The following is a 13,686-nucleotide window of genomic DNA, read 5'->3' as shown; positions in this document are numbered from 1 at the left end:
CAGGTGCGCGTCATAGTGTTTCCTCGGGCCCGCGCGGCGCGGGATTGCGGGTGACGAACATGGCATCACCGTAACTAAAGAAGCGGTAGCCCTCGGCGACCGCGCTCTGGTAGGCCGCCATGGTTTCCGGATAGCCGGCGAATGCCGATACCAGCATCAGCAGGGTCGACTCCGGCAGGTGAAAGTTGGTGATCAGGGCATCGACCACATGCAGCGGGCGTCCCGGGTAGATGAAGATGTCGGTGTCGCCCCTGAACGCCTTGAGCACGCCATCCCGTGCGGCGCTTTCCAGCGAGCGCACGCTGGTGGTGCCGACCGCGATCACCCGACCGCCGCGAGCACGACAGGCCGCCACGGCGTCCACCACCTCCTGGCTGACCTCCAGCCATTCGCTGTGCATGTGGTGATCCTCGATGCGCTCGACCCGCACCGGCTGGAAGGTGCCGGCGCCGACATGCAAGGTGACGAAGGCGGTCTCGACGCCCATCTCGGCGATCGCCGCGAGCATTGGCTGATCGAAATGCAGCCCGGCCGTAGGCGCCGCCACCGCGCCGGCGCGTGCGGCATATACGGTCTGATAGCGTTCGCGATCGGCCGCCTCGTCTGGTCGGTCGATATAGGGCGGCAGCGGCATATGACCGATGCGCTCGAGCAGCGGCAGGACGTCCTCGCTGAAGCGCAACTCGAACAGCGCATCATGGCGCGCCAGCATCTGCGCCTCACCGCCGCCGTCGAGCAGAATGGTCGAGCCCGGCTTGGGCGACTTGCTCGAGCGCACATGGGCCAGCACCCGATGGTCGTCCAGCACGCGCTCGACCAGCACTTCGAGCCTGCCGCCCGACGCCTTTTGGCCGAACAGTCGCGCCGGGATCACCCGGGTATTGTTGAACACCATCAGATCGCCAGGGCGCAGATACTCCAGCAGGTCGCTGAACTGGCGATGGGCGAGCTGACCGCTGGGGCCATCGAGCACCAGCAGGCGGCTGGCGCGGCGCTCGGCCAGCGGATGACGGGCGATCAGGGAATCAGGCAGCTCGAAATGAAAGTCGGCAACACGCATGGCGGAAAGGGGTCGTATTTCGGGGCGGCAAAGCTTACCGGAAATCGCGCATACTGGCCACGCAAGTGGATTGACCGGGCGCAGCGCCCTCCCTATACTGCGCCGCCATTGTGCCCCGGTGGCGGAACCGGTAGACGCGGCGGATTCAAAATCCGTTTCCGAAAGGAGTGGGAGTTCGAGTCTCCCCCGGGGCACCAATAATCCAGTCGCTGCAACCAGCGCAAAGCGACACCCGGCAGCCCACCGAACTGCCCTCCAAAGCCCCAAGACTCCCTCTTGCACAGCTCTCTTCGATAGTCCGCAAACAACCTCGATCCGCCTTGATTCTCGGGCTCCGCAGGGGTTGGCATTTGCCCAAAAGTTAGCGTAGAGTGATTGAACTGTGTTTGCATGGGTCGCCGTGAATCGTGACCTGATGCAGTAGATCCTCTCGATCCGCTACATCCCGCTCGACTTCTATTACTCTTTGCAACCAGTCTCAGTCCTCTATTATTTAGGGGCTGTCATCAACTCTAGTTTCAAGGAAATAAGACATGTCGAATCGTCAGAACGGTACCGTCAAGTGGTTTAACGACGAAAAAGGTTTTGGTTTTATCACTCCAGAAAGCGGTCCGGATCTGTTCGTGCACTTCCGCGCGATCGAAGGCAACGGCTTCAAGAGCCTGAAAGAAGGCCAGAAAGTCAGCTTCGTTGCAGTGCAAGGTCAAAAAGGCATGCAGGCTGACCAGGTTCAAGTCCTGAGCTAATCCTGCCGCTTTGAAGAACCCCTGATGGCATCATCAGGGGTTTTTTTATGCCCATTTGTAGGCAAAAAAACCTGATATAGACCCAACCGCACTATTACCCGACGAGCCCTCCATGCCGAAACACCTGTTGCGCCCGCAGGGTGAATTTCCCGCTGCCGGCCTGATCCGACGCCTCGCGGCCATGTTCTACGACTTCCTGCTGTGCATCGCCCTGCTGATAGTGGTGACTTTCATCTACAAGCTGGTGCTGATGGGCTTCTATGGCGAGGCGCAGCTCAAGCGACTCTCCGACGCCGGCGCCCTGGACGGCGACCCGCTGCTCTCGACCCTTCTGCTGTTCAGCCTGTTCGGCTTCTTCGCCAAGTTCTGGACGCACAACGGCCAGACCCTGGGCATGCAGGTGTGGGGCCTGCGCATCCAGAACCAGGATGGCAGCGCCATCACCCTGTGGCAGGCATTGCTGCGCTTCCTGGTCGCCACCGCCTCCTGGCTCTGCCTCGGCCTGGGCTTTCTCTGGGTTCTCTGGGACAAGGAAAAACGCAGCTGGCACGACATCTATTCCGCCAGCCGGACCGTGCAGCTGCCGAAGAACATCCACAAGAAGTGAGGCTGCAGAAAAAAGCCGGCGCTGAGCCGGCTTTTTTCTGCGCGCGAATTAACTAGCCTGCCCTGCGCAGCAGCCCCATGCCCGCTACCGCACAGATGACCGCAGGAATCAGCACGGCGAGCAGCGGCGAAAAGCCGAACACCAGGCTCGACGGCCCGAGCAGGTCCTGGGCGATGCTGAAGACGAAACCGACCAGCACCCCGGTGAATACCCGCTGCCCCAGGGTCACCGAGCGCAGCGGGCCGAAGATGAAGGAGATCGCCAGCAGCACCAGGGCCGCGGTCACCAGCGGCTGCAACACCTTGGTCCAGAACGCCAGCCAGTACTGGCCATTGTTGAGGCCCTGCTCACCCAGATACTGGATGTAGCGCCACAAGCCCGTCACCGACAGCGCATCGGGCTCCAGCACCACGGTACCGAGCAACTGCGGATTGAGCTCGACGTCCCAGCGTTCGCTGAGCGACTTGACCACCTCGGTGCTGCGCTCACGGAAATGCGTGGTGGCGACGTTCTCCAGGCGCCAGTGATCGCCCTGGTACTGCGCCCGCCGGGCGAAGCTGGAGGACAGCAGGTGGCGCTGCTCGTCGAAACGGTAACGCGTCACCCCGTACAGCACGCCATTGGGTTGCACCGCGTTGATATGCACGAACTCCTGCCCCTGGCGGTGCCACATGCCGCGCTTGGCACTCTGTGCCTCGCCCCCGCCCTGGGCCATGGCGCGATTGGCCTGGGCCTGGTTCTCGCTCCAGGGCGCCAGGTACTCGCCGATCAGGATGCCGGCCAGCATGAGCACCAGCATCGGCTTCATCACCGCCCAGACGATGCGCCCGATCGATACGCCGGCGGCGCGCATGACGGTCAGCTCGCTGTTGCTGGCCAGGCTGCCCAGGCCGATCAGGCAACCGATCAGCGCCGCCATCGGCAACATCTCGTAGACCCGCCGCGGCAGGGTGAGAAACACGTACCAGGCGGCCTCGCCCAGGCTGTAATCGCCCTCGACGTCCCCCAGCTCATCGATGAAGGCGAACATCAGGGCCAGCCCGACGATGATCCCCAGCACGGAAAGAATCGCGACGAACACCTGGGTGCCGATGTACCTATCCAACCTAACCACGAGCCACCTCCGGCGCAGCACGACGAGCGGCCCACTTCAAGCGCAGCGGCTCCCAGTAAAGCAGCAACAGACCGATCAACATGAACACCCCATGCACCCACCACAAGCCCAGCTCCTGGGGAATCTTGCCCTTGTCCAGGGCGCCACGCGCGGCGATCAGCAGCGCCAGGTAGGCCATGTACAGGAGAATCGCCGGCAGCAGCTTGAGGAAGCGACCCTGGCGCGGATTGACCCGCGACAAGGGCACGGCCAGCAGGGCGACGACGAATACCAGCAACGGAATCGACAGGCGCCACTGCAACTCGGACTGCAGGCGCGGATTGTCGCTGCCGATCAGCTCCCGGGTCGGCACCGCCTCGCGCTCGCTGATTTCACCGCTGACCGAGGGCTTGGGCAGCAACACGCCATAGGTGTCGTACTGAATCGCCCGGTAGTCCGCCTGACCGGGATTGCCGTCATAGCGATAGCCGTTCTCCAGGATCAGGTAGCGACTGCCGTCGGCCTGCAACTCCTGGCGCCCGCTTTCCGCCACCAGCACGGTGATGCCGCGCTCCTTGCCACCCTCACGGGAGAAGCGCTTCTCGGAGATGAAGACCCCGGCCAGCTCGCCGCGGTCTTTCGACAGCTCCCGGGTGTAGGTCACTCGCGAGCCGTCCCGCATGGCCTGGAAGCGGCCCGGCACCAGGGTGTCGAACTCGGTCAGGGCGTCCTGCTCATTGAGGATGCGCATCTGCTCCGCCACGCCCTGCGGTGCCAGACTCAAGCTCAGCCAGGCCACCAGCAACGCCACCAGCAGCGCCGGCGCCAGGCTGTACACCATCAGGCGTTGCTGACTCATGCCGGTGGCCGAAAGAACGGTCATCTCGCTGTCCAGGTAGAGCCGCCCGTAGGCCAGCAGGATGCCCAGGAACAGCCCCAGCGGCAGGATCAGCTGGAGAAAGCCGGGCAGGCGATACCCCATAATCAGAAACAGCACCCCGGGATCGAGCAAACCCTGGGCGGCCTGCGCCAGGTACTTGATGAAGCGGCCACTCATGATGATCACCAGCAGCACGGCGCTCACCGCACTCAGGGTAATCAAGACCTCACGGGACAGATAACGGAAGACGATCAAACCAGACACTCCAGGGTTGTCAGGCTCAGGCGGCTACGATCAAACTAGCCGCACTGCATGCCGGCTCGCCCACGGACGAACCACTGAAAAAATAGCCGGCATTATCCTGCAATACCGACTTCTTGTCTTGGGGACACTACGCCATGGAATTTCTAGCCAAAAGCGCTCGCCCGGAAACCCTGAAAACCGCCACCCTGGTCATCGCCGTCGGCGAAGGCCGCAAGCTCGGTGAAACGGCGAGCGCTGTCGACAATGCCTGCGCCGGCGCGATCAGCGCCCTGCTCAAGCGTGGCGACCTGGCCGGAAAGCTTGGCCAGACCTTGCTGGTGCACAACCTGGCCGGCCTCAAGGCCGAGCGCGTGCTGCTGGTCGGCAGCGGCAAGGACGCCGAGCTGTCGGACCGCCAGCTGCGCAAACTGATCGGCGCCGCCCACGCGGTACTCAAGGGACTCGGCGGCAGCGACGCCGTGCTGGCCCTGCAGGACCTCGGCGTCAAGGGCCGCGACGCCTACGGCAAAACGCGCCTGATAGTAGAGAGCCTAGCCGACGGTGACTATCAGTTCGATCGCTTCAAGAGCCAGAAAGCCGAGCCGCGCGCCCTGAAGAAGCTGACCCTGAGCTGCGACAAGGCCAGCCTGGCGGAGGTCGAGCGCGCCACCACGCACGCCCGGGCCATCGCCGCCGGCATGGCCTTCACCCGCGACCTGGGCAACCTGCCGCCGAACCTCTGCCACCCCAGCTACCTGGCCGACCAAGCCAAAGATCTGGCCAAGGCGCACAAGAACCTCAAGGTGGAGATCCTCGACGAGAAGAAGCTCAAGGAGCTCGGCGCCGGCGCCTTCCTCGCCGTGGCCCAGGGCAGCGAGCAACCGCCGCGGATGATCGTGCTCCACTACCAGGGCGGCAAGAAGACCGACAAGCCCTTCGCCCTGGTCGGCAAAGGCATCACCTTCGACACCGGCGGCATCAGCATCAAGCCGGCGGCCGGCATGGACGAGATGAAGTACGACATGTGCGGCGCCGCCAGCGTGTTCGGCACCCTGAAAGCCGTGCTCGAACTGCAGCTGCCGATCAACCTGGTGTGCCTGCTGGCCTGCGCCGAGAACATGCCCAGCGGCCGCGCCACCCGCCCCGGCGACATCGTCACCAGCATGAGCGGGCAGACCGTGGAGATCCTCAACACCGACGCCGAAGGCCGCCTGGTGCTGTGCGACACCCTGACCTACGCCGAGCGTTTCAAGCCCCAGGCGGTGATCGACATCGCCACCCTCACCGGCGCCTGCATCGTCGCCCTGGGCGCCAACACCTCGGGCCTGATGGGCAACAACGACGAGCTGGTCGAGCAACTCCTGGCCGCCGGCCAGCACGCCGACGACCGTGCCTGGCAGCTGCCGCTGTTCGACGAGTACCAGGAGCAGCTGGACAGCCCGTTCGCCGACATCGCCAACATCGGCGGCCCGAAGGCCGGTACCATCACCGCCGGCTGCTTCCTCTCGCGCTTCGCCAAGCAGTACCCCTGGGCTCACCTGGATATCGCCGGCACCGCCTGGATCAGCGGGGGCAAGGAGAAAGGCGCCACCGGCCGCCCGGTGCCGCTGCTGACCCAGTACCTGCTCGATCGCAGCCAGGCCTGACCCGCGCCGGGGCGGCCCTGTCCGCCCCGGCCTCCGCCGTCCATCATCGAAGTCGCCATGCCCCGAATCGAGTTCTACGTCCTCTCCTCCGCCACCCCGGCCGAACGCCTGCGCGCCGCCTGCCAGCTGGCGATGAAGGCCTGGCGCGCCGGCCTGCCGGTGTTCCTGCGCGGCACCGATGCCCAGCAGTGCGCGGAACTGGATGAGCTGCTGTGGCGTTTCAAGGCGGAGGCCTTCGTGCCCCACGAGCTGCACCAGGACGATCCGCACGCCCCGGTGGTGATCGGTCAGGATGAGCCGCCGGCGGCCGAGCAAGGCGTGCTGATCAATCTCAATCCGAGCCTCTCGCCGCTCGTCGATCGCTTCAGCCGGGTCATCGAGATCGTCAACCAGGAAGCGGACCTGCTGACCGCCTGCCGGGAGAATTTCCGCAGCTACCGCCAACGCGGCTATGATCCCAAACGAGTCGACCTCTAGCCGCCCGCCATGGACAAACCGAAGCCGCCGCACAAACCCACCCAGCTGCTGAACGACCTGGAGTCGATCCGCGAACTCCTGGGCGACCAGGACCTCGAGCCGCCGCTGCTGGTCGACGCCCTCGACCCGGACAGCATCCCCGTGCTCTCGGACATCGTCAGCGCACCCGCGACAACCACCCCGGCTCCGGCGCCCAGCTACCGCCCCACGGCAACGGCCAAGCCGGCCCAGCCCAGCACCCCGGCAGACCTGCGCAGCGCCCTGGAGCAGGCGGTGCAACGCGACAGCGGCGCCGAGATGAAGCGCCTGGACAGCGAACTGCGTGCCGCCGCCCAGCTGATCCTGCAGGATGTCATCGACGATTTCGTGCCGCAGATCGAGGCCGAGCTCAAGCGCCGCCTGGAGGCGCGCCTGACCCGCCTGCTGCCGCCGCGCCGCAACTGACAGCCGCCGACGACGCTCGCCCCACCAGTCAGCTTCCCCGCGCGCGGCCTTACGCCCTCCACGCCTTCCCCGTTATACTTGCCGGCTTTTCCGATCAGCCGTCAAAAGGGTCCCGCCGCGCATGGACAAGACCTACCAGCCGCACGCCATTGAAACCGCCCTGTACGAGAACTGGGAGGCGAACAATTACTTCGCCCCACAGGGTTCGGGCGAGCCCTACACCATCATGATCCCGCCGCCGAACGTCACCGGCAGCCTGCACATGGGCCATGGCTTCAACAACGCGATCATGGATGCGCTGATCCGCTTCCGCCGCATGCAGGGGCGCAACACCCTGTGGCAGCCGGGCACCGACCACGCGGGGATCGCCACCCAGATGGTGGTCGAGCGCCAGCTAGCCGCCGACGGCATCGGTCGCCACGACCTGGGCCGCGAGAAATTCCTGGAGAAGGTCTGGGAATGGAAGGAGCAGTCCGGCGGCACCATCACCCGGCAGATCCGTCGCCTGGGCAGCTCGGTGGACTGGTCGCGCGAGCGCTTCACCATGGACGAGGGCCTGTCCGAGGCGGTCAAGGAAGCCTTCGTGCGCCTGCACCAGGACGGCCTGATCTACCGCGGCAAGCGCCTGGTCAACTGGGACACCAAGTTCCACACCGCCATCTCCGACCTCGAAGTGGAAAACCACGACGAGAAGGGCAGCCTGTGGAACCTGCGCTACCCGCTGGCCGACGGCCACAAGACCGCCGACGGCAAGAACTACCTGATCGTCGCCACCACCCGCCCGGAAACCATGCTCGGCGACGCCGCCGTGGCCGTGCACCCGGACGACGAGCGCTACCAGGCGCTGATCGGCACCTTCGTCGAGCTGCCCCTGGTCGGCCGGCGCATTCCGATCATCGCCGACGACTATTGCGATCCCGAGTTCGGCACCGGCTGCGTGAAGATCACCCCGGCCCACGACTTCAACGACTATGAAGTGGGCAAGCGCCACAACCTGCCGCTGATCAACATCTTCGACAAGAACGCCGCGGTGCTGGCGCAGGCCCAGGTGTTCAACATCGACGGCAGCGTCAACAGCCAGGTCGACGGCCGCCTACCGGGCGAATACGCCGGCCTGGACCGTTTCGTCGCGCGCAAGCAGATCGTTGCCGCCTTCGAGGCCGCCGGCCTGCTGGAGAAGATCGACGAGCATGCGCTGAAGGTGCCGAAGGGCGACCGTTCCGGCACCATCATCGAGCCGTGGCTGACCGACCAGTGGTACGTCAGCACCAAGCCGCTGGCCGAGAAGGCCATCGCCGTGGTGGAAAGCGGCGAGATCCAGTTCGTGCCCAAGCAGTACGAGAACATGTACTTCAGCTGGATGCGTGACATCCAGGACTGGTGCATCAGCCGCCAGCTATGGTGGGGCCACCGCATCCCGGCCTGGTACGACGACGCCGGCAACGTCTATGTCGGTCGTGACGAGGCCGAGGTGCGCGCCACCCACAACCTCGGCGACGCCAACCTGCGCCAGGACGAAGACGTGCTGGACACCTGGTTCAGCTCCGGCCTGTGGACCTTCTCCACCCTCGGCTGGCCGCAGCAGACCGACTACCTGAAGACCTTCCACCCCACGGATGTTCTTGTAACAGGCTTCGACATCATCTTCTTCTGGGTCGCCCGGATGATCATGCTGTCGACCCACCTGACCGGGCAGATCCCGTTCAAGACCGTGTACGTGCACGGCCTGGTCCGCGACAGCCAGGGGCAGAAGATGTCCAAGTCCAAGGGCAACGTGCTCGACCCGCTGGACATCGTCGACGGCATCAGCCTCGACGCCCTGCTGGAGAAGCGCACCAGCGGCATGATGCAGCCCAAGCTGGCGGAGAAGATCGCCAAGCAGACCCGTGCCGAGTTCCCCGAAGGCATCGCCGCCTACGGCACCGACGCCCTGCGCTTCACCAACCTGGCGCTGGCCTCCACCGGCCGCGACATCAAGTTCGACATGGGCCGGGTCGAGGGTTACCGCAACTTCTGCAACAAGATCTGGAACGCCGCGAACTTCGTCCTGGAAAACACCGACGGCCAGGACACCGGCGTGAATGGCGAGCCGGTGGAGCTGTCCTCGGTGGATCGCTGGATCATCTCCGCCCTGCAGCGCACCGAAGCCGAAGTGACCCGCCAGCTCGACGCCTTCCGCTTCGACCTGGCCGCCCAGGCCCTGTACGAATTCATCTGGGACGAGTACTGCGCCTGGTACCTGGAGCTGGTCAAGCCGGTGCTGTGGGACGAGAACGCACCGATCGAGCGCCAGCGTGGCACCCGCCGCACGCTGATCCGCGTGCTGGAAGTGGCCCTGCGCCTGGCCCACCCGTTCATGCCATTCATCACCGAAGAGATCTGGCAGCGGATCAAGGCGCAAGCTGGCGTCAGCGGCGAGACCATCATGCTGCAGGCCTGGCCGGTGGCCAATGAGAGCCGCATCGACGCCGCCGCCGAAGGCGACATCGAGTGGGTCAAGCAGCTGATGCTCGGCCTGCGGCAGATTCGCGGCGAGATGAAGATCTCCATGGCCAAGCGCATCGACATCATCCTGCAGAACGCCAGCGACGTAGACCAACGCCGCCTGGCCGACAACCTGCCGCTGCTGAACAAGCTGGCCAAGCTGGAGTCGGTGCGGGTGCTGGCGGCCGGCGAAGAAGCGCCGATGTCCGCCACCGCCCTGGTCGGCGAGATGCAGGTGCTGGTGCCGATGGCCGGGCTGATCGACAAGGACGCCGAACTGGCCCGCCTGGACAAGGAAATCGCCCGTCTGGACGGCGAGGTCAAGCGCGTCGGCGGCAAGCTCGCCAATGAGGGCTTCGTCGCCAAGGCGCCGGCCGAGGTGCTCGACAAGGAGCGCGCCAAGCTCGCCGAGGCGGAACAGGCCCTGGGCAAGCTGGTCGACCAGCGCGCCCGCATCGCCAGCCTCTAAGCCAAGTGAAAGGCCCGCCCCGTGCGGGCCTTTTTGCACCCGTGGCAGCGCCTAGCGCTTGGCCGCGAGGCGCCCAGGCGCGGCGCAAGCCTTTCCACGGACCCTGTGCTTGAGGCATGCTCCCCGCCGCTTTCAGACCCGAATAACAACAACCTGCTGACTGGAACCCGCCTATGTACGCCCTAATGGCCCTGATATTCATACTCGGCTACCTGTGTATCGCCCTCGAGCACCCGCTGAAGATCGACAAAGCGGCCTCGGCCCTGCTGACCGCCGTGTTGGCCTGGACCGTACTGGTGCTCGGCGCCGAAAGCATCACCCCGCTGATTGCCGCCGCCCTGGAGCATGGCAGTAGCGACGGTGCTCACTATGCAGTGAGCGAACTGCGTCATCACCTCGGCGAGATCTCGGAAATCCTGTTCTTCCTGATGGGCGCCATGACCATCGTCGAGCTGATCGACGCCCACGAAGGCTTCAAGGTCATCACCGACCGCATCCGCACCACCAAGCGCGTACACCTGCTCTGGCTGGTCGGGCTGATCACCTTCTTCCTGTCCGCCGCGCTGGACAACCTGGCCACCACCATCGTCATGATCTCCCTGCTGCGCAAGCTGATCGCCGACCAGCACGAACGCTGGTTCTACGCCGGCATCGTGGTCATCGCCGCCAACTCCGGCGGCGCCTGGTCGCCGATCGGCGACGTCACCACCACCATGCTGTGGATCGGCCACCAGATCACCGCCAGCGGTATCGTGGTCAAGCTGATCGTGCCAAGCCTGGTGTGCCTGCTGGTCCCGTTGATCATCATGAGTTTCGTGCTCAAGGGTGACATCAAGGCGCCAAAGCCCAAGGAAACCCTGGAGAGCCGCCGGGACCCCACGACCCCCTTCGAACGCAATCTGGTGTTCTGCCTAGGCCTGGCTGCGCTGGTGTTCGTCCCGGTATTCAAGACCGTCACCGGGCTGCCGCCTTACATGGGCATCCTCTTCGGCCTGGGCATCCTCTGGATCACCACCGAAATCATCCACCGCAGCAAGAACAGCGAAGATAAAGACCCGCTCTCGGTGGTCGGCGTACTGCGCCGCGTAGACGTACCCAGCGTTCTGTTCTTCCTCGGCATCCTGCTGGCGGTCTCCAGCCTGTCGACCGCCGGCCACCTGCTCGAGGTGGCGACCTACCTCAAGGACAGCCTGGGCAACATCTACAGCATCGCCATTTCCATCGGCCTGCTCTCGGCCCTCGTGGACAACGTGCCGATGGTCGCTGGCGCCATGAAGATGTACCCGCTGGTCAGCCCGCAAGCCCTGGCAGAGGCCGCCGCCGCTGAGGTGCCGTGGCTGAGCAATTTCGTGGTCAACGGCAACTTCTGGGAGATGCTCGCCTACTGCGCCGGCACCGGCGGCAGCTGCCTGATCATCGGCTCGGCGGCCGGCGTGGCCGCCATGGGCATGGAGAAAATCAACTTTCTCTGGTACCTCAAGTACATTACCGGCCTGGCCTTCGCCGGCTATATCGCCGGTGCGATGACCTATATGGCCATCTTCGCCCTCTAGCTCATGGAATAGCACGGGTGCTTCGCCAGGCGCCCGTTGCCTTTCTCAAGGTGCATGCCATGGAAATCAGCAAAACCCGCAGCAGTTTCTACCGGCGCCTGTACGTCGCCTGGCTGATCGACAGTGGCAACGCGCGCAGCGTGCCGGAGCTGATGGCCGTCACCGGCATGCCGCGACGCACCGCCCAGGACACCCTGAGCGCCCTCGCCGACCTGGATATCCACTGCGAATTCGTCCAGCAGGAAGGTGAACGCAACAACGCCGGCCACTATGCGATCCGCGACTGGGGCGCCATCGACCCGCAGTGGATCGCCAGCCACCTGGCGCAGATCAAGGCCATACTCGGGTATCCCTGATCCGGAGCCTGGCATGCGCAGCTCCCTCCGCCTGCTGCTGGTGGTCCTGTTCCTCCTCGGCCTGTTCCTGCTGTTCGAGGTCCTGGGCCTGCGCGCCCAGTTCAACCTGCAAGCGTTGCAGCAACTGATCCTGATGCACCCGGTGCTCGGCCTGCTGCTGTTCACCCTGCTGTTCGCCCTCGGCAACCTGATCCAGATCCCCGGCTGGCTGTTCCTCGCCGCCGCCGTGCTGGCCCTGGGCCGGGTCCAGGGCGGCCTGGCCACCTACCTGGCCGCCAGTTTCTCCTGCGTGTTCACCTTCTTCATCATCCGCCTGCTCGGCGGCAATGCCTTGCGCACACTCGACAGCCCCCTGGCCCAGCGCCTGCTGGCGGGCCTGGACCGGCATCCGCTGGCCAGCATCGTCGCCCTGCGCATGCTGTTCCAGACCGTTCCGGCGCTGAACTACAGCCTGGCCCTGGCCGGGGTGCCCTTTCGCCATTACCTGCTCGGCACCCTGCTCGGCCTGCCGCTGCCGATCGCCCTGTATTGCCTGTTCTTCGACTACCTGGCCATGTGGCTGAATATCGCCAGCGGCTAGCCACGGCCGCCGCATTGTGAATAATGCCCCGGCCAGTTCTCGTCCCCACGGATTACCATGTCTCGCCGCCAACGCCCCAGCCCGCCAAAACCCGCCGTCCAGGCAGACAAGGGCCAGCTGCACCCGCGCAACCGCCACCAGGGCCGCTACGACTTCCCCGCGCTGATCGCGGCCAGCCCGGAACTGGCTGAGTTCGTCATCCTCAACCCCTACGGCAAGCAGAGCATCGACTTCGCCAACCCGGCGGCGGTCAAGGTGTTCAACCGCGCCCTGCTCAAGCAGTTCTACGGCATCGATCACTGGGACATTCCGGCGGACTACCTGTGCCCGCCGATCCCCGGTCGCGCCGACTACCTGCACTACCTGGCCGACCTGCTGGCCGCCGGCAACGGCGGCGAGATCCCGCGCGGCGTCCGGGTGCGCGCCCTGGACATCGGCGTCGGCGCCAACTGCATCTATCCCTTGCTGGGGAACCGCGAGTACGGCTGGCGTTTCCTCGGTGCCGACATCGCCGCCAGCGCCATCGCCTCGGCCAGGGCCATCGTGCAGAGCAACCCGGGCCTGAGCGAGGCCATCGAACTGCGCCAGCAGGGCGACGCCGAGCACATCTTCCAGGGCCTGCTGCAGGCCGACGAGCGCTTCGACCTGAGCCTGTGCAACCCGCCCTTCCATGCCTCGGCCGCCGAAGCGGCCAGCGGCAGCAAGCGCAAGTGGCGCAACCTGGGCAAGCTCGACCCCAAGCGCAAGCTGCCGCTGCTGAACTTCGGCGGCCAGGCCGCCGAACTCTGGTGCCAGGGCGGCGAGGCGGCCTTTATCGGCCGGCTGATCCGCGAAAGCGCGCAGTGCCCGGAGCAGGTGCTGTGGTTCAGCACCCTGGTGTCCAAGGCCAGCAACCTGCCCGGCGTGCATGCCGCCCTGCAGAAAGCCGGCGCCCGCGAGGTGCGTACCGTGGAAATGGCCCAGGGACAGAAGCAGAGCCGTTTCGTCGCCTGGACCTTCCAGGGCGCCGAACAGCACCAGCGCTGGCGCCAGGCGCGCTGGCAGTAGG

At 65.3% G+C, this 13,686-nt stretch carries 13 protein-coding genes and 1 tRNA gene; 11 read left to right on the top strand and 3 right to left on the bottom strand.

Going from position 1 to position 13,686, the window contains the following annotated elements; all coding sequences use genetic code 11:
* Positions 1 to 10: 10 nt before the first annotated feature.
* Positions 11 to 1,060, bottom strand: a complete 1,050-nt coding sequence (gene queA / locus LPB260_RS10340; protein ID WP_208708636.1) for a tRNA preQ1(34) S-adenosylmethionine ribosyltransferase-isomerase QueA — start codon at positions 1,058 to 1,060, stop codon at positions 11 to 13.
* Between the two features lie 112 nt (positions 1,061 to 1,172).
* Here queA and LPB260_RS10335 point away from each other — a divergent pair.
* The 3 genes from LPB260_RS10335 (at position 1,173) to LPB260_RS10325 (ending at position 2,413) form a co-directional block, all read left to right on the top strand.
* Positions 1,173 to 1,257, top strand: a tRNA-Leu gene (locus tag LPB260_RS10335).
* A gap of 336 nt (positions 1,258 to 1,593) precedes the next feature.
* On the top strand, positions 1,594 to 1,806 hold the full coding sequence (locus LPB260_RS10330; protein WP_208708635.1) for a cold-shock protein: 213 nt from the start codon (positions 1,594 to 1,596) through the stop codon (positions 1,804 to 1,806).
* A 112-nt stretch (positions 1,807 to 1,918) separates the two neighbouring features.
* Positions 1,919 to 2,413, top strand: a complete 495-nt coding sequence (locus tag LPB260_RS10325; protein WP_208708634.1) for an RDD family protein — start codon at positions 1,919 to 1,921, stop codon at positions 2,411 to 2,413.
* Positions 2,414 to 2,465: 52 nt separating this feature from the next.
* Here the strand turns inward: LPB260_RS10325 and lptG are convergent, their stop codons facing one another.
* Positions 2,466 to 3,527: an LPS export ABC transporter permease LptG gene (lptG, locus tag LPB260_RS10320; RefSeq protein ID WP_208708633.1), complete on the bottom strand. Its 1,062-nt coding sequence runs from the start codon at positions 3,525 to 3,527 to the stop codon at positions 2,466 to 2,468.
* A complete protein-coding gene (gene lptF, locus LPB260_RS10315) occupies positions 3,520 to 4,641 on the bottom strand; it encodes an LPS export ABC transporter permease LptF (RefSeq protein ID WP_208708632.1) in 1,122 nt (373 codons plus the stop codon). Before lptF ends, lptG begins: the two co-directional genes overlap by 8 nt.
* Before the next feature lie 143 nt (positions 4,642 to 4,784).
* Here lptF and LPB260_RS10310 point away from each other — a divergent pair, with 143 nt between their 5' ends.
* The 8 genes from LPB260_RS10310 to rlmF all read left to right on the top strand — a co-directional run bounded on the left by LPB260_RS10310 (position 4,785) and on the right by rlmF (position 13,685).
* Positions 4,785 to 6,275 carry a leucyl aminopeptidase gene (locus tag LPB260_RS10310; protein ID WP_208708631.1) on the top strand — a complete coding sequence of 497 codons (1,491 nt, stop codon included), beginning with the start codon at positions 4,785 to 4,787 and terminating at the stop codon, positions 6,273 to 6,275.
* Positions 6,276 to 6,332: 57 nt separating this feature from the next.
* Complete coding sequence (locus LPB260_RS10305) at positions 6,333 to 6,752, top strand: DNA polymerase III subunit chi (protein ID WP_208708630.1); 420 nt, start codon at positions 6,333 to 6,335, stop codon at positions 6,750 to 6,752.
* A gap of 9 nt (positions 6,753 to 6,761) precedes the next feature.
* On the top strand, positions 6,762 to 7,196 hold the full coding sequence (locus LPB260_RS10300) for a DNA polymerase III subunit chi (RefSeq protein WP_208708629.1): 435 nt from the start codon (positions 6,762 to 6,764) through the stop codon (positions 7,194 to 7,196).
* 121 nt (positions 7,197 to 7,317) lie between these two features.
* A complete protein-coding gene (locus tag LPB260_RS10295; protein ID WP_208708628.1) occupies positions 7,318 to 10,149 on the top strand; it encodes a valine--tRNA ligase in 2,832 nt (943 codons plus the stop codon).
* 173 nt (positions 10,150 to 10,322) lie between these two features.
* Positions 10,323 to 11,702 (top strand): sodium:proton antiporter NhaD, encoded by a 1,380-nt coding sequence (nhaD, locus tag LPB260_RS10290; protein ID WP_208708627.1) that lies wholly within the window; start codon positions 10,323 to 10,325, stop codon positions 11,700 to 11,702.
* A 59-nt stretch (positions 11,703 to 11,761) separates the two neighbouring features.
* On the top strand, positions 11,762 to 12,058 hold the full coding sequence (locus LPB260_RS10285; RefSeq protein WP_208708626.1) for a helix-turn-helix domain-containing protein: 297 nt from the start codon (positions 11,762 to 11,764) through the stop codon (positions 12,056 to 12,058).
* Between the two features lie 13 nt (positions 12,059 to 12,071).
* On the top strand, positions 12,072 to 12,638 hold the full coding sequence (locus tag LPB260_RS10280; RefSeq protein WP_208708625.1) for a VTT domain-containing protein: 567 nt from the start codon (positions 12,072 to 12,074) through the stop codon (positions 12,636 to 12,638).
* Between the two features lie 57 nt (positions 12,639 to 12,695).
* Positions 12,696 to 13,685, top strand: a complete 990-nt coding sequence (gene rlmF, locus LPB260_RS10275; RefSeq protein ID WP_208708624.1) for a 23S rRNA (adenine(1618)-N(6))-methyltransferase RlmF — start codon at positions 12,696 to 12,698, stop codon at positions 13,683 to 13,685.
* Position 13,686: the final 1 nt, after the last annotated feature.

The sequence above is a fragment of the Pseudomonas sp. LPB0260 genome, assembly GCF_013388395.1.
This window is presented reverse-complemented; position numbering and strand designations above follow the sequence as displayed.

What these genes read in the sequence shown, in the direction of transcription:
- nhaD (WP_208708627.1), top strand. Translation starts at nt 10,323, where the DNA reads ATGTACGCCCTAATGGCCCTGATATTCATACTCGGCTACCTGTGTATC.
- LPB260_RS10305 (WP_208708630.1), top strand. Translation starts at nt 6,333, where the DNA reads ATGCCCCGAATCGAGTTCTACGTCCTCTCCTCCGCCACCCCGGCCGAA.
- queA (WP_208708636.1), bottom strand. Translation starts at nt 1,060, where the DNA reads ATGCGTGTTGCCGACTTTCATTTCGAGCTGCCTGATTCCCTGATCGCC.
- LPB260_RS10295 (WP_208708628.1), top strand. Translation starts at nt 7,318, where the DNA reads ATGGACAAGACCTACCAGCCGCACGCCATTGAAACCGCCCTGTACGAG.
- LPB260_RS10300 (WP_208708629.1), top strand. Translation starts at nt 6,762, where the DNA reads ATGGACAAACCGAAGCCGCCGCACAAACCCACCCAGCTGCTGAACGAC.
- LPB260_RS10330 (WP_208708635.1), top strand. Translation starts at nt 1,594, where the DNA reads ATGTCGAATCGTCAGAACGGTACCGTCAAGTGGTTTAACGACGAAAAA.
- LPB260_RS10285 (WP_208708626.1), top strand. Translation starts at nt 11,762, where the DNA reads ATGGAAATCAGCAAAACCCGCAGCAGTTTCTACCGGCGCCTGTACGTC.
- LPB260_RS10280 (WP_208708625.1), top strand. Translation starts at nt 12,072, where the DNA reads ATGCGCAGCTCCCTCCGCCTGCTGCTGGTGGTCCTGTTCCTCCTCGGC.
- LPB260_RS10310 (WP_208708631.1), top strand. Translation starts at nt 4,785, where the DNA reads ATGGAATTTCTAGCCAAAAGCGCTCGCCCGGAAACCCTGAAAACCGCC.
- rlmF (WP_208708624.1), top strand. Translation starts at nt 12,696, where the DNA reads ATGTCTCGCCGCCAACGCCCCAGCCCGCCAAAACCCGCCGTCCAGGCA.
- LPB260_RS10325 (WP_208708634.1), top strand. Translation starts at nt 1,919, where the DNA reads ATGCCGAAACACCTGTTGCGCCCGCAGGGTGAATTTCCCGCTGCCGGC.